18 protein-coding genes are annotated in these 23,703 nt (G+C 52.5%); 7 read left to right on the top strand and 11 right to left on the bottom strand.

Annotation, left to right across the window (positions count from 1 at the left end):
• Positions 1–3 precede the first annotated feature (3 nt).
• Positions 4–2,283, bottom strand: a complete 2,280-nt coding sequence (gene maeB, locus FFT88_RS07605; protein ID WP_135404542.1) for an NADP-dependent oxaloacetate-decarboxylating malate dehydrogenase — start codon at positions 2,281–2,283, stop codon at positions 4–6.
• Positions 2,284–2,569: 286 nt separating this feature from the next.
• Between maeB and tal the strand changes: the two genes are divergently transcribed.
• The gene (gene tal / locus FFT88_RS07600) at positions 2,570–3,520 is read left to right on the top strand and encodes a transaldolase (protein WP_135404541.1); all 951 of its coding nucleotides are present in this window, start codon (positions 2,570–2,572) and stop codon (positions 3,518–3,520) included.
• A 20-nt stretch (positions 3,521–3,540) separates the two neighbouring features.
• Positions 3,541–5,544 carry a transketolase gene (gene tkt / locus FFT88_RS07595; protein ID WP_135404540.1) on the top strand — a complete coding sequence of 668 codons (2,004 nt, stop codon included), beginning with the start codon at positions 3,541–3,543 and terminating at the stop codon, positions 5,542–5,544.
• A gap of 62 nt (positions 5,545–5,606) precedes the next feature.
• On the opposite strand, the gene FFT88_RS07590 is transcribed toward tkt, so the two are convergent.
• The 3 genes from FFT88_RS07590 to aegA form a co-directional block, all read right to left on the bottom strand.
• Positions 5,607–6,650, bottom strand: a complete 1,044-nt coding sequence (locus FFT88_RS07590) for a DUF1176 domain-containing protein (RefSeq protein ID WP_135404539.1) — start codon at positions 6,648–6,650, stop codon at positions 5,607–5,609.
• Between the two features lie 125 nt (positions 6,651–6,775).
• Positions 6,776–7,351 (bottom strand): GDP-mannose pyrophosphatase NudK, encoded by a 576-nt coding sequence (nudK, locus tag FFT88_RS07585; RefSeq protein WP_135404538.1) that lies wholly within the window; start codon positions 7,349–7,351, stop codon positions 6,776–6,778.
• A 67-nt stretch (positions 7,352–7,418) separates the two neighbouring features.
• Positions 7,419–9,398 carry a formate-dependent uric acid utilization protein AegA gene (gene aegA / locus FFT88_RS07580; protein ID WP_135404537.1) on the bottom strand — a complete coding sequence of 660 codons (1,980 nt, stop codon included), beginning with the start codon at positions 9,396–9,398 and terminating at the stop codon, positions 7,419–7,421.
• Between the two features lie 205 nt (positions 9,399–9,603).
• Between aegA and narQ the strand changes: the two genes are divergently transcribed.
• Both narQ and acrD read left to right on the top strand, forming a co-directional pair.
• Positions 9,604–11,304 carry a nitrate/nitrite two-component system sensor histidine kinase NarQ gene (narQ, locus tag FFT88_RS07575; RefSeq protein WP_135404536.1) on the top strand — a complete coding sequence of 567 codons (1,701 nt, stop codon included), beginning with the start codon at positions 9,604–9,606 and terminating at the stop codon, positions 11,302–11,304.
• A 163-nt stretch (positions 11,305–11,467) separates the two neighbouring features.
• Positions 11,468–14,581, top strand: a complete 3,114-nt coding sequence (gene acrD / locus FFT88_RS07570) for a multidrug efflux RND transporter permease AcrD (protein WP_064526280.1) — start codon at positions 11,468–11,470, stop codon at positions 14,579–14,581.
• 92 nt (positions 14,582–14,673) lie between these two features.
• Here acrD and ypfM read toward each other — a convergent pair whose 3' ends face one another.
• Positions 14,674–14,733, bottom strand: a complete 60-nt coding sequence (ypfM, locus tag FFT88_RS07565; RefSeq protein WP_001386977.1) for a protein YpfM — start codon at positions 14,731–14,733, stop codon at positions 14,674–14,676.
• A 378-nt stretch (positions 14,734–15,111) separates the two neighbouring features.
• Between ypfM and FFT88_RS07560 the strand changes: the two genes are divergently transcribed.
• Genes FFT88_RS07560 through FFT88_RS07550 form a run of 3 tightly spaced genes read left to right on the top strand, consistent with a single transcriptional unit; the run spans position 15,112 to position 16,827 of the window.
• Complete coding sequence (locus tag FFT88_RS07560; RefSeq protein ID WP_135404535.1) at positions 15,112–15,468, top strand: ArsC family reductase; 357 nt, start codon at positions 15,112–15,114, stop codon at positions 15,466–15,468.
• Positions 15,469–15,471: 3 nt separating this feature from the next.
• On the top strand, positions 15,472–16,599 hold the full coding sequence (gene dapE, locus FFT88_RS07555; protein WP_130214573.1) for a succinyl-diaminopimelate desuccinylase: 1,128 nt from the start codon (positions 15,472–15,474) through the stop codon (positions 16,597–16,599).
• Positions 16,600–16,626: 27 nt separating this feature from the next.
• Entirely contained in the window at positions 16,627–16,827 is a 201-nt protein-coding gene (locus FFT88_RS07550; RefSeq protein ID WP_000383836.1) for a YpfN family protein, read from the top strand.
• Positions 16,828–16,924: 97 nt separating this feature from the next.
• Here the strand turns inward: FFT88_RS07550 and ypfH are convergent, their stop codons facing one another.
• The 6 genes from ypfH to dapA form a co-directional block, all read right to left on the bottom strand.
• A complete protein-coding gene (gene ypfH / locus FFT88_RS07545) occupies positions 16,925–17,623 on the bottom strand; it encodes an esterase (protein WP_135404534.1) in 699 nt (232 codons plus the stop codon).
• Positions 17,624–17,696: 73 nt separating this feature from the next.
• Positions 17,697–19,712, bottom strand: a complete 2,016-nt coding sequence (gene tmcA / locus FFT88_RS07540) for a tRNA cytosine(34) acetyltransferase TmcA (RefSeq protein WP_135404533.1) — start codon at positions 19,710–19,712, stop codon at positions 17,697–17,699.
• A 14-nt stretch (positions 19,713–19,726) separates the two neighbouring features.
• On the bottom strand, positions 19,727–20,590 hold the full coding sequence (locus FFT88_RS07535) for a neutral zinc metallopeptidase (RefSeq protein ID WP_130214579.1): 864 nt from the start codon (positions 20,588–20,590) through the stop codon (positions 19,727–19,729).
• A gap of 167 nt (positions 20,591–20,757) precedes the next feature.
• Positions 20,758–21,471 (bottom strand): phosphoribosylaminoimidazolesuccinocarboxamide synthase, encoded by a 714-nt coding sequence (gene purC, locus FFT88_RS07530; protein WP_001295467.1) that lies wholly within the window; start codon positions 21,469–21,471, stop codon positions 20,758–20,760.
• Between the two features lie 211 nt (positions 21,472–21,682).
• Positions 21,683–22,717, bottom strand: a complete 1,035-nt coding sequence (gene bamC / locus FFT88_RS07525; protein WP_135404532.1) for an outer membrane protein assembly factor BamC — start codon at positions 22,715–22,717, stop codon at positions 21,683–21,685.
• 16 nt (positions 22,718–22,733) lie between these two features.
• The gene (gene dapA / locus FFT88_RS07520) at positions 22,734–23,612 is read right to left on the bottom strand and encodes a 4-hydroxy-tetrahydrodipicolinate synthase (RefSeq protein ID WP_130214581.1); all 879 of its coding nucleotides are present in this window, start codon (positions 23,610–23,612) and stop codon (positions 22,734–22,736) included.
• Between the last annotated feature and the right edge of the window lie 91 nt (positions 23,613–23,703).

Below are 23,703 nucleotides of genomic sequence, written 5' to 3'. Positions count from 1 at the left end.
GAATTACAGCGGTTGGGTTTGCGCTTCAACCACAGCGAGCGCCACCATGTTGACGATACGACGTACTGACGCGATCGGCGTTAACACGTGAACCGGTTTCGCTACGCCCATCAGTACCGGGCCGACGGTGACACCTTCCGAGCTGGAAACGCGCAGTAAGTTGTAACTAATACGAGCAGCTTCCATGTTCGGCATCACCAGAACATTAGCGGAACCTTTCAGGGTACTGTCCGGCATACGGTCGTTGCGAATCGCTTCTACCAGCGCCGCATCACCGTGCATTTCGCCATCAATCATCAGCTCAGGCGCACGTTCCCTGACCAGCTCCAGCGCTTTACGCATTTTGCTCGACGACGGGCAGTCAGAAGAACCGAAGTTAGAGTGCGACAGTAAGGCAACGCGCGGCTCAATACCGAAACGACGGACAGTTTCTGCCGCCATCAGCGTGATCTCCGCCAGCTCTTCTGCGTCTGGGTCATCATTAACATAGGTATCAGCAATAAAGGTGTTACCACTCGGCAGCAACAGCGCGTTCATTGCGCCTGCGGTGTGAACGCCATCGCGATAACCAAAGACATTTTTCACTACGCTAAAGTGTTCGTGATAATCGCCCACCGTTCCGCAGATCATCGCATCGGCTTCACCACGCTGAACCATGATCGCACCGATCACCGTCGGGTTGCTGATCAGCGCACGTTGTGCCTGTTCCTGAGTGACACCACGACGCTTCATGATCTGGAAGTATTCGCTCCAGTACTCTTTAAAGCGTGGATCGGATTCGTTATTGACGATCTCAAAATCAACGCCCGCTTTGATCTGCAAGCCCAGTTTCTGAATACGCATTTCGATCACGTTCGGACGGCCAATCAGGATCGGTTTTGCCAGTCCCAGGGTTACCAGTTCCTGCGTCGCATGCAGAACGCGCGCCTCTTCCCCTTCCGGCAGAACAACGCGCTTCGGTGCTTTGCGAGCCTGGGAGAATATCGGCTTCATAAACAGGTTGGTTTTGTAAACGAACTCGGTCAGCTTGTCGATGTAGACGTCAAAATCGGCAATCGGACGCGTCGCCACGCCGGACTCCATTGCCGCTTTGGCGACCGCAGGGGCGATCTTGACGATCAGACGCGGATCGAACGGTTTTGGAATGATGTATTCAGGGCCAAAGCTCAGATCCTGATCGCCATACGCAGAAGCCACTACTTCGCTCTGTTCGGCATGGGCCAGTTCCGCAATCGCGCGGACTGCCGCCAGTTTCATCTCTTCATTGATAGCCGTTGCGCCAACATCCAGCGCGCCTCGGAAGATGAACGGGAAGCAAAGCACGTTGTTAACCTGGTTCGGATAGTCGGAACGACCGGTACAGATGATGGCATCCGGACGCACTTCTTTCGCCAGCGGCGGCAGAATTTCCGGTTCCGGGTTCGCCAACGCCAGGATCATCGGCGCGCGGGCCATTTTCTTCACCATTTCCTGAGTCAGCACTTTCGGGCCGGAACAACCAAGGAAAATATCCGCGCCTTCAATCACATCGTCGAGGGTACGTTTGCCGTCATCCACCACCGCGTAAGCCGCTTTGGTTTCCGCCATGTTCGGCTCACGGCCCTGATAAATAACACCTTTTGAGTCGCATACCACGATGTTATGTTTTTGCAGACCCAGCGCCACCAGCAGGTTCATACAGGCAATTGCCGCTGCGCCCGCACCAGAAACTACCATCCGTACGTCGGAGATATTTTTCTCTACTACGCGTAATCCGTTGAGAATGGCGGCGGTGCTGATGATTGCCGTCCCGTGTTGGTCGTCATGGAATACCGGAATGTTCATCCGCTGGCGCAGTTTCTGTTCAATATAGAAACATTCTGGCGCTTTAATATCTTCGAGGTTGATACCGCCGAAGGTCGGCTCAAGCGCGGCGACCACTTCGATAAATTTGTCCGGGTCGAGTTCATCAACTTCGATGTCAAACACATCTATCCCGGCGAATTTCTTAAACAGAACGCCCTTACCTTCCATCACCGGTTTGCCTGCCAGCGCGCCAATATTACCCAACCCCAGCACTGCAGTACCGTTAGAGATAACTGCCACCAGGTTACCGCGCGCGGTATATTTGTAGGCGTTTAACGGATCTTTTTCGATTTCAAGACAAGGCGCGGCGACACCCGGTGAATAGGCCAGCGCCAGATCGCGCTGCGTTGCCAGAGGTTTGGTCGGAGAAACCTGGATTTTTCCTGGTACAGGAAATTCATGGAAATCAAGTGCACTTTGTTTTAACTGCTCATCCATTTGGTTGTTCCTTTCACGTAACGTTCACAAAAATAGGTGTGGGCAACTGCCTCAGCCCACAACGTGGCGCACATTATTACCTTGCCGGAGCGTCGAGACTCTGAGCAAGCCCAAACTCTCCCCCATCAAATAATGTTTTGGTAATAATCCCATAACACCGATGTTACCTGCTTCATCCAGCAATACCATGCCTGTCTGCTATGCTTTTTTGATGCGTTTAGCGAAATTTCTCAGAAGTGTGAATTAACGCACTCATCTAACACTTTACTTTTCAAGGAGTATTTCCATGAACGAGTTAGACGGCATCAAACAGTTCACCACTGTCGTGGCAGACAGTGGTGATATTGAGTCCATTCGCCACTACCACCCCCAGGATGCCACCACCAATCCTTCGCTGTTACTCAAGGCTGCCGGTTTATCACAATATGAACATTTAATAGACGATGCTATTGCCTGGGGTAAAAAAAATGGCAAGACCCAGGAACAACAAGTCGTCGCGGCCTGCGACAAACTGGCAGTCAATTTCGGTACAGAAATTCTCAAAATCGTACCCGGTCGCGTGTCGACAGAAGTTGACGCACGCCTCTCTTTTGACAAAGAAAAGAGTATCGAAAAAGCGCGCCACCTGGTGGACTTGTACCAACAACAAGGCGTTGAAAAATCGCGAATTCTGATAAAACTAGCCTCAACCTGGGAAGGAATTCGCGCAGCAGAAGAGCTGGAAAAAGAAGGCATTAATTGCAACCTGACGCTGCTGTTTTCCTTTGCTCAGGCACGGGCCTGTGCAGAAGCGGGCGTTTTTCTGATTTCGCCGTTTGTAGGTCGTATTTATGACTGGTATCAGGCGCGCAAACCGATGGACCCGTATGTGGTAGAGGAAGATCCGGGTGTGAAATCTGTGCGCAACATCTACGACTACTATAAGCAGCATCACTACGAAACCATTGTGATGGGTGCCAGCTTCCGTCGTACCGAACAAATCCTCGCCTTAACCGGCTGTGACCGTCTGACCATCGCGCCGAATTTGCTGAAGGAGTTGCAGGAAAAGGTTTCGCCAGTGGTTCGCAAACTGATCCCTGCATCGCAATCCTTCCCTCGCCCCTCCCCGATGAGCGAAGCGGAATTTCGTTGGGAGCACAATCAGGATCCGATGGCGGTAGAAAAACTGTCTGAAGGCATCCGCCTGTTCGCCGTTGATCAACGCAAACTGGAAGATCTTCTTGCCGCCAAATTCTAAAACCAGCCACGGAGTGTTTTATGTCCCGAAAAGACCTTGCCAATGCGATTCGCGCGCTCAGTATGGATGCGGTGCAAAAAGCCAATTCTGGTCATCCCGGCGCGCCGATGGGCATGGCCGATATTGCCGAAGTGCTGTGGAACGACTTTCTTAAACATAACCCCACCGATCCGACCTGGTATGACCGCGACCGCTTTATTCTTTCCAACGGTCACGCCTCGATGTTGCTCTACAGTTTGCTACATCTGACTGGTTATGACCTGCCGCTGGAAGAGCTGAAGAACTTCCGTCAGTTGCATTCGAAAACCCCAGGTCACCCGGAGATTGGCTATACGCCAGGTGTTGAAACCACCACCGGACCACTTGGACAAGGTTTGGCGAACGCGGTTGGACTGGCGATAGCGGAGCGCACGCTGGCAGCGCAGTTTAACCAGCCAGATCATGAGATTGTCGATCACTTCACCTACGTGTTTATGGGCGACGGCTGTCTGATGGAAGGCATCTCTCATGAAGTCTGTTCGCTGGCAGGAACGCTGGGACTCGGCAAGCTGATCGGCTTTTACGATCACAACGGTATTTCGATTGATGGTGAAACCGAAGGCTGGTTTACCGACGATACGGCAAAACGGTTTGAAGCCTACCACTGGCATGTTGTCCACGAGATCGACGGCCACGATCCGCAGGCGGTTAAGGAAGCGCTCCTTGAAGCACAAAGCGTGAAAGATAAGCCGTCGTTGATTATCTGCCGCACGGTGATTGGCTTTGGTTCGCCTAATAAAGCGGGTAAGGAAGAGGCCCACGGCGCTCCGCTGGGCGAAGAAGAAGTAGCGCTGGCACGGCAAAAACTGGGCTGGCATCATCCACCCTTTGAGATCCCCAAAGAGATTTATCACGCCTGGGATGCCCGCGAAAAAGGTGAAAAAGCCCAGCAGAGCTGGAATGAGAAGTTTGCCGCTTATAAAAAGGCCCATCCACAACTGGCTGAAGAGTTTACCCGTCGGATGAGCGGTGGTTTACCGAAGGACTGGGAGAAAACGACTCAGAAATATATCAATGAATTACAGGCAAATCCGGCGAAAATCGCTACCCGTAAGGCTTCGCAAAATACGCTTAACGCTTACGGGCCGATGCTGCCTGAGTTGCTCGGCGGTTCGGCGGATCTGGCTCCAAGTAATCTCACCATCTGGAAAGGTTCTGTTTCGCTGAAAGAAGATCCGGCGGGCAACTACATTCACTACGGGGTGCGTGAATTTGGCATGACCGCTATCGCCAACGGCATCGCGCACCACGGTGGCTTTGTGCCGTATACCGCGACGTTCCTGATGTTTGTTGAATACGCCCGTAATGCCGCGCGGATGGCTGCACTGATGAAAGCACGGCAGATTATGGTTTACACCCACGACTCGATTGGCCTGGGGGAAGATGGTCCGACGCACCAGGCGGTGGAGCAGCTGGCCAGTCTGCGCTTAACGCCGAATTTCAGCACCTGGCGACCGTGCGATCAGGTGGAAGCAGCGGTGGGCTGGAAGCTGGCGGTTGAGCGCCACAACGGGCCGACGGCGCTGATCCTCTCAAGGCAGAATCTGGCCCAAGTGGAACGTACACCGGATCAGGTTAAAGAGATTGCTCGTGGTGGTTATGTGTTGAAAGACAGCGGCGGCAAGCCGGATATTATTTTGATTGCTACCGGTTCAGAGATGGAAATTACCCTGCAAGCGGCAGAGAAACTGGCGGGAGAAGGTCGCAATGTTCGCGTGGTTTCCCTGCCCTCGACCGATATTTTCGACGCCCAGGATGAGGAATATCGCGAGTCGGTGTTGCCTTCTAACGTTGCGGCACGCGTGGCGGTAGAAGCGGGTATAGCCGATTACTGGTACAAATATGTTGGTTTGAAAGGGGCGATTGTCGGGATGACGGGTTACGGGGAGTCTGCTCCGGCGGATAAGCTGTTCCCGTTCTTTGGCTTTACCGCCGAGAATATTGTGGCAAAAGCCCATAAGGTGCTGGGAGTGAAAGGTGCCTGATGGTGATCGCCGGATGCGACGCTGACGCGTCTTATCCGGCCTACATGTCCACGCCATGATGTTTAACGGGTGATCCACAACGTGGGCCAGGCGTCTGGCCCATGCCAGTTATCGCAGGTCGGTTCTGCGGCGTAACGCACCAGGCGAAAACGCTGGCCGTCAAAACGCCAGCGCGCCTGAATGCCACAATCGCTTAATCCGCGACCTTTCGCTAAGGTCACCAGTTCACGCGTTTTTTCATCAAATGTCGCGTTCATCAGTTCCAGTTCATTCGTCTCCTGACCGTTGTTGAACGGCAAACGTAACCGTACCGGGCGCGAGGCCAGTGGCTTTTTACGCGATACAATCCATGCCAAATCAATGGTGTTATAAGCACCTGCCTCACAGCTAATCATCATCAGCGCTTTATCATCGGTCAGTGCCGTAACGCTCACTTCACGACGCAATGGATCAAGCGAACAGCGCAGACCATTCATCCGCCAGTTACCGTAATCCAGCAAATCGTTACGTTCTTCGAGTGAGAGTGGCGTCGGCGTTGGGTTAACCACCGCGACCTCTTTCAACGCAGGCGCGGGCGGTACACTGAGCGGCGGTTCGTCCCCTTTCTTTATCCACGCGGTTTCACTGCCAACGCGCTTTTGCTGGGCATCAATAAACAACAACGCCGCTTTTAAGCCATTCAAAGAAATGGTCTGATCGCCATCGCGTAAGGTGATTGCCTTGCCTTCCTGAATCATCTGCAAAAACGCGGTGATGGTTGCCGTATCATCGGTTACTAATAACCATGATGAAATCCGCCACTTGTCACCACTTAACGCCAACGGCTCACCATCTAACAGCAGCCGTGGCGCTATTTCCCCTTCCGACACATCCGGTGATTTCAACCCGCCGCGCTCAATACGTAAAACGGCGTCGGTATGCGCCCCGGCGCTGCGGCTCAGGGTCATCACCAGTCCATTATGATCGCCAGTATTGCGCGCCACGCAGAAGTTTTGGTTATTACAGGTGACCTGCCAGTCGGAAAACGCCCGTTGCGCTGGTGCCGCCCACGCCAAAGACGTCGGCAACAAAGCGAAAAAAAAGAGAAGGAAAATGCGATAGCGCATGGACGGTACGACCCCAGAAGTTCAAACAAACAGCACAAGTCGTATCTTCGTTGCGCAGGTGGCGCGGCTCAATCGGATTTATCGGATTGAGCCAATAATAAACTACGAAATATTATTGTTATTTTTCAGTCCATTAAATGTGACGTTTGCAAATAGTTAAGCAATAACACCGTCTTACCGTCTCGTATCTTACCGGTTTTGATCATCTCCAGCGCCTGGCTGAACGGCAGCTCGAGCACTTCAATATCTTCATCTTCGACACCGCCACCGGCGTTAGCGCGCTGATTGTCACTGTATTCGGCGATAAAAAAGTGGATTAACTCAGTCACACCGCCTGGCGACATATACAGTTCAAATAATTTGCGCACTTCGCCCACTTCATAACCCGTCTCTTCAATCGCTTCTTTGCGAATGCACACTTCCGGTTCGTCGTTATCCAGCAACCCGGCGCAGGTTTCAATCAGCTGCCCGCTTTCATTGCCATTAACCCAGGTAGCGACACGGAACTGACGAATCAGAACTACAGTCTTTTTCTTCGCGTTGTACAGGAGGATCGTCGCACCATTGCCGCGATCGTACACTTCACGTTTATGGCGGATAACTTCGCCATCTTTGCGGGTAAGATCGTAGGTAATGTTGTGCAGGGTGAAATAGTTATCGGAGAGAATTTTGTCTTTGATGAGGGTGATTTGTTGCGTCATACCGACTCCACAGCGCGAAATGAACAATTATCTTACGCTGTGAAGTCGGGTTTGTCTGCGTAGGCTATCAGTGTGATTTGACTGATTTTACGCCTAGCCAGTCAATGATCCCCTGTGCCGCATGACGTCCTTCTGCCATTGCAGTAACCACCAGATCCGCGCCACGCACGGCGTCGCCACCGGCGAAGATTTTCGGATTGGTGGTCTGGTAACGGTACTGGCTTTCAACGTCCGCCACGATGCGGCCCCACTTATCCACCGTTACACCGTGCGACTCCAGCCACGGCATCCCGTGCGGGTTGAAGCCAAACGCCATGATCACCGCGTCGGCTGGCATCACAAATTCACTGCCCTCAATCGGTACAGGTCGCCGACGCCCTTGTGCATCCGCTTCGCCAAGACGCGTGCGCAGGAAACGAATCCCGCAGACGTGACCTTGTTCATTCAGCTCAATCGCCACTGGCTGAACATTAAACTCGAAGTTCGCCCCTTCTTCACGGGCGTTCTTCACCTCTTTTTTCGAACCTGGCATGTTGGCTTCATCACGACGGTAGGCACAGGTGACGTTGCTCGCGCCGTGGCGCAGCGCAGTACGTACACAATCCATCGCGGTATCCCCACCGCCCAGTACTACCACATTCATCCCGGCGGTATTAATAAATGGCTCTTCCGGTAACTCTTCAAGTCCCATCACCTGTTTAGTGTTGGCGATGAGGAACGGCAGCGCATCATAAACGCCCGGCGCATCTTCATTGGGTAAACCCGCTTTCATGGAACGGTAAGTGCCTACGCCAACGAAGACCGCGTCGTATTGTTCCAAAAGCGAATCCAAAGAGACATCTTTACCCACTTCACAATTGAGTTCGAAGTGAATCCCCATCGCGCTGAAGATTTCCCGACGGCGTGCCAGCAGGGATTTATCCAGTTTGAAAGAAGGAATGCCGAAAGTGAGCAAGCCACCGATTTCGGGATGGCGATCGTACACCGTCACCGCCACGCCATTGCGGGTCAGAACATCCGCACAGGCCAGTCCTGCCGGACCCGCACCGATAATCGCCACCCGCTTGTCCACTTTGGTGACATGACTTAAGTCAGGACGCCAGCCTTTCGCCAGCGCCTGATCCGAAATGTAGCGTTCAATATTGCCGATAGTCACCGCACCGTGCTCATCGCGAATAGTACAGGCACCTTCGCACAGACGGTCTTGCGGGCAGACGCGTCCGGTAATTTCCGGCAGGGTGTTGGTCTGGTGAGAAAGCTCAACGGCGGCGTCGATGTTTCCAGATTTCACCAGTTCAATCCATTGTGGAATGTGGTTATGCAACGGGCAGGTCCATTCACAAACGCTGTGCTCGCCGCACTTCAGGCAGCGCGAGGCTTCCCGTTGAGCCTGGTCGGCACGGAATGGCAGATAAATTTCATCAAAACCGGTTTTGCGCGCTTCAATCGCCAGTTTATCCGGCTCGCCACGCGCGGGCGTTGCCTGCATTTGCTCGACTTTACTCATTACCGGCATTTCTTGCGCCGCGGTACTGGCATGCCACGGTTGATGTTCCTGCCGCGCGGTGCGCAGGCGGCGGGATTTCGCCATGCCGGAGAGTGCAGCGTCAGTGACCAGTTGCAGCGCGTCCGCCGGGCAATTCTCGACACAGGCAGGGCCGTTTTCGCGCCCTGCACACAGGTCGCATTTATGCGCGGTGGCTTTAACTTTACCCACGGCGACGGGCGTCAGGACGATTTGCATCGTACCAAATGGACAGGCCACCACGCAGGATTTACAGCCAATACACTTTTGCTGATTGACCTGAATGCTGTCATCAACGTGGCTGATCGCGCCATTAGGGCAGCTACGGGCGCAGGGCGCATCTTCACAATGATGACAAGTCACTGCGCTACGTTGCTGCTGATGTTTAATAACCGTAATTCGGGGGTGAAAATGGTGCTGACTCAACACGTGTTGCTCATCATTGTGAGCCATCACACAGGCCACTTCACAAGCATGGCACCCCAGGCATTGCTGACTGTTGGCCATAATAAAACGATTCATAACGACCTTCTTTTTTGGTTGTAAAAACCTTATTCTTTATATGAGTGTTGTTATTACCCGACTTAGACGGGGATCGGCAATGTTCATGTGCCCAGAAAAAGTAACTATTTCGCTATAAACTGTGGCAGATCAAATAATCCCATTGCTTATCAAATTGAGTTTCAGCGTTCTGGAACATTCATTATTTTATGTGGAGAAGACGCGTGTGATTGTTAAACGACCCGTCTCGGCCAGTCTGGCCCGGGCCTTTTTTTACATTGTGCTGCTGTCGATTCTTTCCACGGGTATCGCTCTGCTAACTCTGGCGAGCAGTTTGCGCGACGCTGAGGCTATCAATATTGCCGGCTCGCTGCGTATGCAGAGTTACCGCCTGGGCTACGACTTGCAAAGTGGCAGTCCACAACTCAATGCACATCGCCAGCTGTTCCAGCAGGCACTGCATTCACCGGTATTAACCAATCTCAACGTCTGGTATGTGCCAGAGGCAGTAAAAACCCGCTATGCGCATCTGAATGCCAACTGGCTGGAGATGAATAATCGGCTCAGCAAGGGTGATTTGCCGTGGTATCAGGCCAATATTAATAATTATGTTAATCAGATAGACCTGTTCGTGCTGGCTCTACAGCACTACGCCGAACGAAAAATGCTGCTGGTGGTGGCGATTTCGCTGGCTGGCGGTATTGGCATTTTCACGCTGGTCTTTTTTACTTTGCGCCGCATACGCCATCAGGTGGTAGCCCCGCTGAATCAACTGGTTACCGCCAGTCAGCGTATTGAACACGGGCAGTTCGACTCGCCGCCGCTGGATACCAGCCTACCCAATGAACTGGGCCTGCTTGCAAAAACCTTTAACCAGATGTCGAGCGAGCTGCATAAGTTGTACCGCTCGCTGGAAGCGTCAGTAGAAGAAAAAACTCGCGATCTCCACGAGGCCAAGCGTCGCCTGGAGGTGTTGTATCAGTGTTCGCAGGCACTGAACACCAGCCAGATTGATGTGCATTGTTTCCGCCATATTTTGCAGATTGTTCGCGACAATGAAGCGGCTGAATATCTGGAGCTGAACGTTGGGGATAACTGGCGGATTAGCGAAGGGAAGCCAAACCCTGAGCTGCCAATGCAGATTTTACCGGTCACCATGCAAGAGACGGTTTACGGCGAGTTGCACTGGCAAAATAGCCACGTGTCATCATCAGAACCACTACTTAACAGCGTTTCGTCGATGCTGGGACGCGGTTTGTACTTTAATCAGGCGCAGAAGCATTTTCAGCAGTTACTGTTGATGGAAGAACGTGCGACCATCGCCCGCGAACTGCACGACTCTCTGGCCCAGGTGCTTTCTTATTTACGTATCCAGTTGACGTTACTGAAGCGTTCGATACCCGAAGATAACGCCACTGCACAAAGTATCATGGCCGATTTCTCCCAGGCGCTGAATGATGCTTATCGGCAGTTACGCGAGCTGTTAACCACTTTCCGACTGACGCTACAGCAGGCGGATCTCCCCTCTGCACTGCGTGAAATGCTGGATACATTACAAAACCAAACCAGCGCCAAACTGACCCTCGACTGCCGTCTGCCAACCCTGGCGCTGGATGCGCAGATGCAGGTGCATTTGTTGCAAATTATTCGCGAAGCGGTGCTGAACGCCATGAAGCACGCCAACGCCAGCGAAATTGCCGTTAGCTGCGTCACCGCGCCGGATGGCAATCACACAGTTTATATTCGCGACAACGGTATTGGCATCGGTGAACCGGAGGAACCCGAAGGCCATTATGGTCTGAATATCATGCGCGAGCGCGCGGAAAGATTGGGTGGGACGCTGACTTTTTCGCAACCTTCCGGCGGCGGCACGTTAGTGAGTATTAGCTTTCGCTCTGCGGAAGGTGAGGAAAGCCAGCAGATATGATGCTGCCTACTATTCATTAAATACTGGCATTTTAGGTTCAGTATAAAAGGGCATGATAATTTACATTATCTCCTTTTTTTCTCCACGATTGGCTCGTACCTTGCCGCTACAGTGAAGCAAGGCATGCCCATAACGATACGCAGAACTACGAGGTCCTCTTTTAATGGCGAATTTCTTTATTGATCGCCCCATTTTTGCCTGGGTGCTGGCAATTCTGTTGTGTCTGACAGGAACCCTGGCGATTTTCTCATTGCCCGTTGAACAGTACCCGGATCTCGCGCCACCGAATGTGCGAGTGACCGCTAACTATCCTGGCGCGTCAGCCCAGACGCTGGAAAACACCGTGACCCAGGTTATCGAGCAGAATATGACAGGCCTCGATAACCTGATGTATATGTCATCACAAAGCAGCGGTACTGGACAGGCGTCAGTAACGCTCAGTTTTAAAGCTGGCACAGATCCGGACGAAGCAGTGCAACAGGTGCAGAACCAGTTGCAGTCGGCCATGCGTAAACTACCGCAGGCGGTGCAAAATCAGGGCGTGACGGTGCGTAAAACCGGCGATACCAACATTCTGACCATTGCCTTCGTCTCAACCGATGGTTCGATGGATAAACAGGATATTGCCGATTACGTTGCCAGTAATATTCAGGACCCGTTAAGCCGCGTGAACGGCGTTGGTGATATTGACGCTTACGGTTCGCAATATTCGATGCGTATCTGGCTGGATCCGGCAAAACTGAACAGTTTCCAGATGACCGCCAAAGATGTCACTGACGCCATTGAGTCGCAGAACGCACAGATTGCGGTTGGGCAGCTTGGCGGCACGCCGTCGGTCGATAACCAGGCACTCAACGCCACCATTAACGCCCAATCACTGTTGCAAACGCCAGAACAGTTCCGTGATATCACTCTGCGAGTGAATCAGGACGGTTCGGAAGTGAAACTGGGTGATGTCGCCACTGTCGAAATGGGAGCGGAGAAATACGATTATCTTAGCCGTTTCAACGGTAAACCAGCCTCGGGGCTGGGGGTAAAACTGGCCTCCGGTGCAAACGAAATGGCAACGGCAGAACTGGTAATCAACCGTCTGGATGAACTGGCGCAGTATTTCCCGCCCGGACTGGAGTACAAGGTGGCGTATGAAACCACCTCGTTTGTTAAGGCCTCCATTGAAGACGTAGTGAAAACTCTGTTAGAAGCTATCGCGCTGGTTTTCCTCGTCATGTATCTGTTCCTGCAAAACTTCCGCGCTACACTGATTCCAACTATCGCTGTGCCGGTAGTGTTGATGGGAACCTTCTCGGTGCTTTATGCCTTCGGCTATAGCGTCAACACCTTAACCATGTTCGCGATGGTGCTGGCTATAGGCCTGTTGGTGGATGACGCCATCGTGGTGGTGGAAAACGTCGAACGTATTATGAGTGAGGAAGGACTCACTCCTCGCGAAGCCACACGTAAATCGATGGGGCAAATCCAGGGCGCACTGGTCGGGATTGCAATGGTGCTTTCTGCCGTATTTGTGCCAATGGCCTTCTTTGGCGGCACCACCGGGGCTATCTATCGCCAGTTCTCTATAACCATTGTTGCGGCAATGGTGCTGTCGGTTCTGGTGGCGATGATCCTGACTCCAGCATTGTGCGCCACGCTACTTAAGCCACTGAAAAAAGGTGAGCATCACGGGCAGAAAGGCTTTTTTGCCTGGTTTAACCAGATGTTCAACCGCAACGCCGAACGCTACGAAAAAGGGGTAGCGAAAATTCTCCACCGCAGCCTGCGCTGGATTTTGATTTACGTCCTGCTGTTAGGCGGTATGGTGTTCCTGTTTCTGCGTCTGCCGACGTCGTTTCTGCCTCTGGAAGACCGTGGCATGTTTACCACCTCGGTACAGTTACCCAGCGGTTCGACTCAGCAACAGACCCTGAAAGTGGTGGAACAGATCGAGAAGTATTACTTCACCCATGAGAAAGACAACATCATGTCGGTGTTTGCCACTGTCGGTTCTGGCCCAGGAGGGAACGGGCAAAACGTGGCACGAATGTTTGTCCGCCTGAAAGACTGGAGCGAACGCGACAGTAAAACAGGCACCTCGTTTGCCATTATCGAACGTGCAACAAAAGAATTTAATAAAATCAAAGAAGCTCGCGTTATCGCCAGTAGCCCGCCTGCTATCAGCGGTCTTGGCAGTTCCGCTGGATTTGATATGGAGTTGCAAGACCACGCCGGGGCTGGTCACGATGCGCTGATGGCCGCGCGTAATCAACTGCTGGCGCTCGCGGCGGAAAACCCAGAACTTACCCGTGTGCGCCATAACGGTCTGGACGACAGCCCGCAATTGCAGATTGATATCGACCAGCGCAAAGCGCAGGCGCTGGGCGTTGCCATTGACGATATTAACGACACGCTGCAAACCGCGTGGGGCTCGAGCTATGTGAATGACTTTATGGATCGCGGTCGCGTGAAGAAAGTCTATGTGCAGGCTGCCGCGCCGTATCGCATGCTGCCAGATGACATTAACCTGTGGTATGTGCGTAACAAAGACGGCGGCATGGTGCCTTTCTCCGCCTTCGCGACCTCTCGCTGGGAAACAGGCTCGCCGCGTCTGGAACGCTATAACGGCTATTCTGCGGTAGAGATTGTCGGGGAAGCCGCCCCGGGCGTCAGTACGGGTACCGCGATGGATATTATGGAATCGTTGGTGAAGCAGTTGCCGAACGGCTTTGGACTGGAGTGGACAGCGATGTCGTACCAGGAACGACTTTCCGGTGCGCAAGCTCCGGCGCTGTATGCCATTTCATTGCTGGTGGTATTCCTGTGTCTGGCTGCACTTTATGAAAGTTGGTCAGTACCGTTCTCGGTAATGCTGGTTGTACCGCTGGGGGTTATCGGCGCACTGCTGGCAACCTGGATGCGTGGGCTGGAAAACGATGTGTACTTTCAGGTTGGCCTGCTAACAGTCATTGGTTTGTCGGCGAAAAATGCCATCCTGATTGTTGAGTTTGCCAACGAAATGAATCAAAAAGGCCACGACCTGTTTGAAGCTACGCTCTACGCCTGCCGTCAGCGTTTACGTCCGATTCTGATGACATCGCTGGCGTTTATCTTCGGCGTATTGCCGATGGCGATCAGCAGTGGTGCCGGTTCCGGTGGTCAACACGCAGTCGGTACTGGCGTAATGGGCGGGATGATTTCTGCCACCATTCTGGCGATTTACTTCGTGCCGCTATTCTTTGTGCTGGTGCGTCGTCGCTTCCCACTGAAGCCTCGACCAGAATAAGCAATAAAAAAGGCGACATACGTATGTGTCGCCTTTTTCAACTCTCTGATAAAGAACCTGACGTCAGGTTCTTTCATTTCCTGTTCTGGAAATTACTTACGAAGCATAACTTCGATAAAGTCTTTCCAGTTCCCCAGTTCACGTTCAATCATAACAACCTCTCTTATAATTATGGGTATTCTACGGAAACAATATACCGTGGTGAAGCTAATTTATTCGATTGCTGTGATTACTACCTCCGGGGCAAAGCCTACGTTAATACTATGGCCCTGTGACAGGGATTTTTATGTGATGAACAGCAACATTTCGACATATTCATACGGATTCTAATACTGAATTAATTCTGTTTAAAATACAAAAATATACCAAGAGGAACATTCTTAATAATGGCATTAAAATTGTTCACAACCATTTAATAATTGTTAAGTTAAATACCTTAATAATGTTATATTGCCTGATAATCATTTACGGGAAATATGTATCAACCGCCAAATGATTAGTTATTCTTAATAATCGCAAAAGGATTCATTATGGTTACCCTTTACGGTATCAAAAATTGTGACACCATTAAAAAAGCACGCCGTTGGCTGGAAACCAATAACATCGACTTTCGCTTTCACGATTACCGTGTTGATGGCCTGAACAGTGAATTGTTGAACTCTTTTATCAATGAATTAGGCTGGCAAGCGTTACTTAACACCCGTGGCACCACCTGGCGCAAGCTGGACGAAGCCACCCGCAACAATATCACCGATGCGGCCTCCGCTATGGCATTAATGACTGAAATGCCTGCAATCATCAAACGCCCATTGCTCTGGGCGCCAGGGAGGCCTATGCTGCTGGGTTTCAGTGAATCCAGTTATCAGCAATTTTTCCATGAGGTGTAGTCTATGTCGTGTCCGGTTATTGAGCTGACACAGCAGCTTATTCGCCGCCCATCCTTAAGTCCTGATGATGCAGGATGTCAGGCAATCATGATCGACCGTCTGCAGGCAATCGGTTTTACCATTGAACGCATGGATTTTGCGGATACGCAGAATTTTTGGGCGTGGCGCGGACAAGGAGAAACCCTGGCCTTTGCCGGACATACTGACGTAGTCCCCCCTGGCGATGCCGACCGTTGGATCAACCCACCATTTGAGCCAACCATTCGCGATGGCATGTTGTTCGGGCGCGGCGCGGCTGATATGAAAGGCTCGCTGGCGGCAATGGTAGTGGCAGCAGAACGTTTTGTCGCGCAACATCCCAACCATAAAGGCCGACTGGCGTTTCTGATCACCTCAGACGAAGAAGCCAGCGCCCACAATGGCACGGTCAAAGTAGTCGAAGCTTTAATGGCGCGTAATGAACGGCTGGATTACTGCCTGGTCGGTGAGCCGTCGAGTATCGAAGTGGTTGGCGATGTAGTGAAAAATGGCCGTCGCGGATCGTTAACCTGCAACCTTACCATTCATGGCGTTCAGGGGCATGTGGCCTACCCACATCTGGCTGACAATCCGGTACATCGCGCAGCACCTTTCCTTAATGAATTAGTGGCTATTGAGTGGGATCAGGGCAATGAATTCTTCCCGGCGACCAGTATGCAGATTGCCAATATTCAGGCGGGAACGGGCAGTAACAACGTTATTCCGGGTGAACTGTTTGTGCAGTTTAACTTCCGCTTCAGTACCGAACTGACTGATGAGATGATCAAAGCACAGGTGCTTGCCTTGCTGGAGAAATATCAACTGCGCTACACCGTCGACTGGTGGCTTTCCGGGCAGCCATTTTTGACCGCGCGCGGTAAACTGGTGGATGCAGTCGTTAACGCGGTTGAGCACTATAATGAAATTAAACCGCAGCTACTGACCACAGGCGGAACGTCCGACGGGCGCTTTATTGCTCGCATGGGGGCGCAGGTGGTGGAACTCGGGCCGGTCAATGCTACCATTCATAAAATTAATGAATGTGTGAATGCTGCCGACCTGCAGCTACTTGCCCGTATGTATCAACGTATCATGGAACAGCTCGTCGCCTGATGAGTCGTTCTGTAAGAGGAAATAAGCATGGACTGGCTGGCTAAATATTGGTGGATTCTGGTGATTGTCTTTTTGGTGGGCGTCCTGCTGAACGTGATTAAAGATCTCAAGCGCGTCGACCATAAGAAATTTCTCGCCAACAAGCCGGAGCTTCCCCCGCATCGTGATTTCAACGATAAGTGGGACGATGACGACGACTGGCCGAAAAAGGATCAACCGAAGAAGTAAGCTGAGAGGCCGGATAAGGCGTTAACGCCGCATCCGGCAACGGAGAACAATGCCTGATGCGACGCTCACGCGTCTTATCAGGCCTACGCAGCTGTTATTACATCATTTCAATTACATCATCATCGCCAGGCTTACCGCCACTTAGCGCTTCGTCGAAATAATGTTTCGGAATGGTATAACGCAAGTGATCCAGGGCAAATTGCATACTGCGATTGTCGATCGCATGGCCTAAATCCTCCACGATATCCAGCGTCACATCACCACCGGCACTGATTAACGCTTCCTGCGCCGCAACCGCATGCGCCAAATCGATAACCGGATCTTCACCACCATGAATCAAGTGAATTGTCGTGGCCGTAGACGCGGTTTCCGGCAGGCTGGCATAGCGTCCGTTAAAAGCAATGACGCGTGAGGCAAGGCCAGGCTCGGCTTTAATACTCTCCAGCGCCATAATCGCGCCTTGTGAGAAACCGATTAGCGCCGTGGCGTTAGCCCCTACTCCGCTCTGTTTCTGCCAGTAGCGCACCGTCTCAATAAACGTCGGCATGATGGCATCCACACGCGCCTGGCGGTTTTCTTCCGTTATGCCCTGCACCGAAAACCACTGACGCCCCGCCGGATTACCGCTCGGCTCCGCGCCAGCGACACTCACCACCAGCGCATCCGGGAACAGCGGTGCAAACCAACTGCCGATCTCCCCCATCGCTACCGGGTTATCGCCGACACCGTGAAAAAGCAGCAACAACTGTTGCGCAGGTTTATCCGGGCTTTGAACAACAAAATGGTCATGTTTCATGGCGAACTCCTTAACTAATGTCATTAATTTTACGCCGCTGACTCACAATGACCACGGGAGAAAATTGAAGGAGTCAGTGAAAAAATTGCCATTGCGTTATGCGATCGCGCAGGCGTTCAGTGAGGGCAACATCAAGTGCGAATAGCGCCAGTGCCGCCTCTTCACGCTGACGAGCCAACAACGCCTTACGCCCCGAAAGTTTAAGTGTGGTACATAACTGCGCGTCGCTAACGTTTTTCTGCAAGCGCCCACGCAGCGCTGGTAATGTCAGTTCGCTGATTTGCAGCAGACGCATTAAACAGCCTAATGACGTTAAAAGCGGACGATGAGCGAAAGCAAAACCAGCCAGTTCCAGCCAGTCGCCGTCAGTAACCACGATATCGTTAAGCGGATCGACTGGAATAGTTTCGCCATTCCACTGCGCGATAATTTGCGCATCGCGGCGTAAACGAAAATGCTCACGTTCTGCCAGTTGTTTACCCGCTTCGCTAATCGGTAACAACGCCATCGCCGTATAGCAACCGCTGCTGGCTTCGCGATGATTACCCATTCGCACCAGCACAAAACCACAGCGTTGCCAGAAACGCCATAATTCCTCGGTGTAGCCAAAGCTTACCGAAAGGTAGTCGAGGCCTGGCGTATATTGCAAAGCGCTGGCAATAAGCTGTTGCCCAACGCCTTCGCGCTGACGCGCCGGATGGACTGCAATCCGGCTGACCCGCCGTCCGCGCAATGTCGCCGCCTGTGGATTGCTGCCGTGCGCCGCCAGCGACTGGGCCACCAGATTACCCCGCGGGCGACGAAAACCCGCCCATACCGCCTGACTGAGTTTTTGAGATAATCCGCCCTCATCCACCAGCCACAGCGCCCCGGCAATCTCGTTGTCGCCAGCCGCCTGTAAAAAATGTTGCCCTGGTGCATCCATCATCCGGCGTAAATCCAGCGGCGAGGTCCGGTAATGTGCACCAGACAATAGCTGATATACCTTTAACGGCGTTTCTGGTTCGCTTCGCCATAACGTCTGTTCAAATGCGGAAATGACGATATTGCCTTGTGGTTCGTGAGTGAAGTTTTCGTCGTCAAAAACCAGTGCCTCACTGACTATTTTTTCCAGCGGGCATCCCTGCGCCCAGCGGATCGGCTGTTGCAGTTCAAAACGGTGTAAATGCGGAAAGCGAGCACAAAATTTCAGCAAAAAACCACGCCCGGTGCCTTCATAGCCCTGTACCGTTGTAGTTAACAAAGTGCGTGAGAAACGCGATACCAGCTGATGCAACAGTGGCGCAGGTATTGCTGCGGCTTCATCGACCACCAGCCAGTCGGCTTGCTCATCGCTGGCTAACAAGGCATCCGGCGCAATAAAGCGAAACTTCTCGCCCGCAAATTGTGCCAGTACATCCGTTGCCGCTTTTGCGGGCGCGGTGACAATCGCACTGCCAGAGATACGGGAAATGAGTTGCCCCGCCAGCGCCGACTTACCACGCCCGCGCGCAGCAGTTACCGCAGCCACGCCCGGCGGCATGGTCAGCAGTTGCTGTAATATGTGCTGTTGTTCTGGTTGCGGCTCGCCAGTAGCAGGACGCCAGTCTGAATAAGGAGCAAAATGTGCCAACCTGAGCGGCTGATTTTGTCGCCAGAGGATAGCGTTGTTATCCGCCGCAAGTACGCGTTTGAGATGTTGGACAAAATGCGGAGTCGCAATAGGACCAGGGCAATCACTCCAGCGCAGCGAATCGACATCAGGATGGTTTTCCCATTCTTCCCACGCAGGGAGCAACAACACCAGCCAGCTTCCCGCTTTCAGCGTTCCGCTAAGTGCCGCAAAAGCGGCGGCATCAAAACCCTGGCGGGCGTCGAATACCGCATGCTGGAACTCGCGCCCAAGTAAAGTTTGTAGCGCTGATGGCGTACAGTGGTTTTCAGAAGCTGGCTGCGGCGAAACCCACAGCCAGTCGCCCGGTAATGCGTCACGCAACTTAAGCGCATACTCACCGCACCAGCTACCTTCGCCGCTCAACACTAACAAGCGGCGAATCCCTTCGCGTTTCATTTGCGCTGTTAATGTGTGAAGCGCAGTCAGTTCAGCCATCCCTGCCCCGGAAGTTAAATGCTTTTACCAAAAGTATTGCATTGTGCCGGATCGCCGCTGTCGAAACCACGTTTAAACCAGCTGTAGCGTTGCTGAGATGTACCATGGGTAAAGCTGTCTGGCACCACCTGCCCCTGACTTTGCTGTTGTAAACGGTCATCGCCGATGGCCTGCGCCGCGTTCAGCGCCTCTTCCAGATCGCCGGTTTCCAGAACGCCTTGCTGCTGCATGCTATGCCCCCAGACACCGGCAAAGCAGTCGGCCTGGAGTTCCATACGCACAGATAAGCGGTTGACTTCCGCTTGCGTCGCGTTTTGTTGCAGTTGACGGACTTTCGGCTCGATGCCTAACAGTTTCTGCACGTGATGACCGACTTCATGGGCGATAACGTACCCTTGAGCAAAATCACCATCCGCGCCCAGTTTGTCTTTCATGTCATCATAGAAGGAGAGATCGATATAGACTGTGCCATCCGCCGGGCAATAAAACGGTCCCATAATGGACTGCCCCGCCCCGCAACCGGTGCGAGTCATTCCACGGTACATGACCAGCTTCGGTTGCTGGTAGGTCTTACCCATCTTCTCGAATTGCTGTCCCCAGGTGTCTTCCGTGGTTGCCAGAATCACCGAAGTGAATTTTGCCGCTTCGTCTTCATTTGGGCTAATTGAACGCGTTGATTGCTGTTGGGAAACGGGCTGCCCGGTCATCAATCCAGTTAAATCAACACCATAGTAGCCAGCGACCAACACAACCACCAGTAAAATTAACCCACCTTTACCGGTTGGTAGGCGAAAACCGGGACCGCCCATTGACGGACCACCGGAGCTGTTTCGCCTGTCTTCAACATTGTCACTTTCACGACGCCCTTGCCAGCGCATAGATACCTCAACAATATATTCATTATAGGAATGATCGTAGGTGGTTCAGGGGAAGATTACCACAGGAAAACGGGAGGAAATGATGGAGGAATGAGCGTTCAATGCACATCTTACGAGAGCGGTTGTCTTGCCGTGCCAGCAGCACGGCAAGACGATGAACAGAAAAATCAGTCCAGCTGTACACCCAGGCGGCGGGCGACGGCTTCATAGGCTTCGATCAGGCCACCGAGGCTCTGGCGGAAACGGTCTTTGTCCATTTTCTCCAGCGTTTCTTTGTCCCACAGGCGGCTACCGTCCGGGGAGAACTCATCACCCAGTACCACTTCGCCTTTGTACAGACCAAACTCCAGCTTGAAATCGACCAGAATCAGACCGGCATCGTCGAACAGTTTTTTCAGCACGTCGTTCGCTTTGTAGGTCAGCTCTTTCATGCGCGCCAGGTTCTCTTTGCTTACCCAGCCAAAGGTTTCGCAGTAAGATTCGTTGACCATCGGATCGTGCATGGCGTCGTTTTTCAGGAACAGATCGAACAGCGGCGGGTTCAGCTCAATACCTTCTTCGATTCCAAGACGTTTCACCAGAGAGCCAGCAGCACGGTTACGCACGACACACTCAACCGGCACCATATCCAGTTTTTTCACCAGACATTCGGTATCAGAGAGCAGACGCTCCATTTGAGTCGGGATACCCGCTTCAGCCAGTTTGCTCATAATGAAGTAGTTGAACTTGTTGTTCACCATACCTTTGCGATCAAACTGCTCAATGCGCGCGCCATCCCCTGCTGACGTATCATTGCGGAATTCGAGCACCAACAGGTCCGGGTTTTCCGTGCTGTATACGGTTTTCGCTTTACCACGATACAACTCAGCTTGCTTTTGCATCTTTATCACTCCTGGGTGTGAATTAACGTTTTAAAATCTTTTGCTGTCTGGTGTGCCTGTCGTTTTGTCGGCTGTACCGTGAACACCTTAACCGACCTACGCCGACAAACAAATTTCGTGCGAATTAACGCTAAAATCGCGTTTTTCTGCTGACGCACACGTTTGCGTATCATATCAGAAAAAAGGGCCGGATGACTCCAGCCCTGTATTTTTACTTGCTAAACGCAGCCTGGAAGACAGATACCAGTGCGTCGTTTTGGCTTTGTGTCAGCGTATGACCTTTTGGATCAATAAACTGTAAGCTGCTGCGGTTATCTAAATCACCGACCTGCAGTTTGTAGTCGCCGGATGCCAGTTCAGGATCACGGGCGCCCAGTTCCTGCCAGTCGCTGTCAGACAGTGGCTTGTAAGTTACGGCCATGCTGCCCTGTGAACGAGTGCTGTCGGTCACTTTCATGCCCACTTTTTCCAGCGCAGCAGGCAGACGTTGCCATACTACGTTGAACGGACCACGCACGACCAGCATCGGTAAACCAGTGTCGTCAGCGCCGCTTTGTACATCCATTGTTGTGGAAGCACGGTTTTGCGCCGCATTAGCCGCGTCAGTGACGGATTTATCCAGGCCAGCGGAAATGACGTTCATCATCTCAGCACTGTAACGCTGCATAGACGCCGCATCTGCAACCGGCTTGCCAGCCTGCTCCAGGTTCAGCAATTTCACCGTTACCGCCTGCTGATAACCCTGCGGTTTAACAGAGATTTGATAACGACCACGATACTGCTCGTCTTCGTCCAGACGGTTCCATTGTACCCAATCGGTGGTCAGCGTCTGACCGGCATCATCGCGCTGGGTAATGGTATAGTTTTTCGCCTGCAACACGCTAACGACCTGCGGCCACAGAGTATTGCCACGACCATTTTCCACCAGCAGCGAAGCGGTATCGCCCGTGAACTGGGTACGCGCGCCTGAAACCAGCGCCAGCGGCTGGGCTGGTGGACGAATATCTAACGCTTTGCCAACTGCGCCACTACCGTTAGTTACCGGAATCGCATAGTCGCCGGAGTTCACCGGCAAAATCATTCCTGCCGGGGCGTGAAGTTCTGCAAGCGGTGCCGCTTCCAGGTAGGCTTCATCGCCGCTCACCTGACGCTTATAACGTGAGTCCGAACTACAGGCTGCGAGTAAAAGAACAAGCGAAACACCCGCAACCTTCGCTAGGCGCGACTTTTGTACAGAGTAAGCCATCAAATCTCCCTAAACTTTACAGCAAACCGGCATGCTTAAGCGCCGCTCTGACCGTCTCACGACCACTGTCGGTGATTGGCGTCATTGGCAGGCGCAGCGTATCGGTCGCCACAAGACCCAGTTCCTTACATGCCCATTTCACAGGGATTGGATTGGGTTCGACAAATAGTTTGTTGTGTAATGGCATCAGACGCTGATTAATAACGCGTGCCTCGGCAAAATGCCCTTCTGCCGCCAGTTTGCACATCTGGGCCATATCTCGCGCTGCGACGTTAGCCGTAACGGAAATTACGCCATGACCGCCTAACTGCATGAAGTCCAGCGCGCTCGCATCATCGCCGCTCAGCAGAACAAAATCGTCTGAAACCAGCTCTTTGATCTGGTTTACCCGCGTTAAGTTCCCTGTTGCTTCTTTGATTCCGACAATATTTTTTACTTTCGCCAGACGGCCCACCGTTTCTGGTAGCAGATCGCAACCAGTACGGGACGGCACATTATACAGAATTTGCGGCAGGTCAGTATGTTCAGCGATGGCTTTGAAATGCTGATACAGACCTTCTTGCGATGGGCGGTTGTAATAAGGGGTTACCGTCAGGCAGCCAACAATACCGCTGTCGTTGAAGCGCTGCGTCAGGTTAATGGCTTCTGTGGTGGCGTTAGCACCGGTCCCGGCAATCACCGGAATGCGCCCATCAGCCAGCTCCAGCGTCATCATCACGACATCGACATGCTCGTCATGGTTCAGAGTGGCGGACTCACCAGTAGTACCAACAGAAACGATCGCCGAAGTACCGCTGGCGACATGATAATCAATCAGTTTTTTTAAGCTAGCCCGACAGACATTACCTTTTTCATCCATCGGAGTAACAATCGCGACAATACTTCCCGTGAACATGGGCCATCCTCTGTGCAAACAAGTGTCTCAATGGTACGTTTGGTATGGCATTAAAAGCAAGCAAACAGAACCGTTCTGATTGTTGTATGCA

It is taken from the genome of Escherichia sp. E4930, from assembly GCF_005845405.1.
Lineage (GTDB): Bacteria > Pseudomonadota > Gammaproteobacteria > Enterobacterales > Enterobacteriaceae > Escherichia.
The sequence above is the reverse complement of the archived record's forward strand: the minus strand, read 5'-3'. Positions and strand labels throughout refer to the sequence as shown.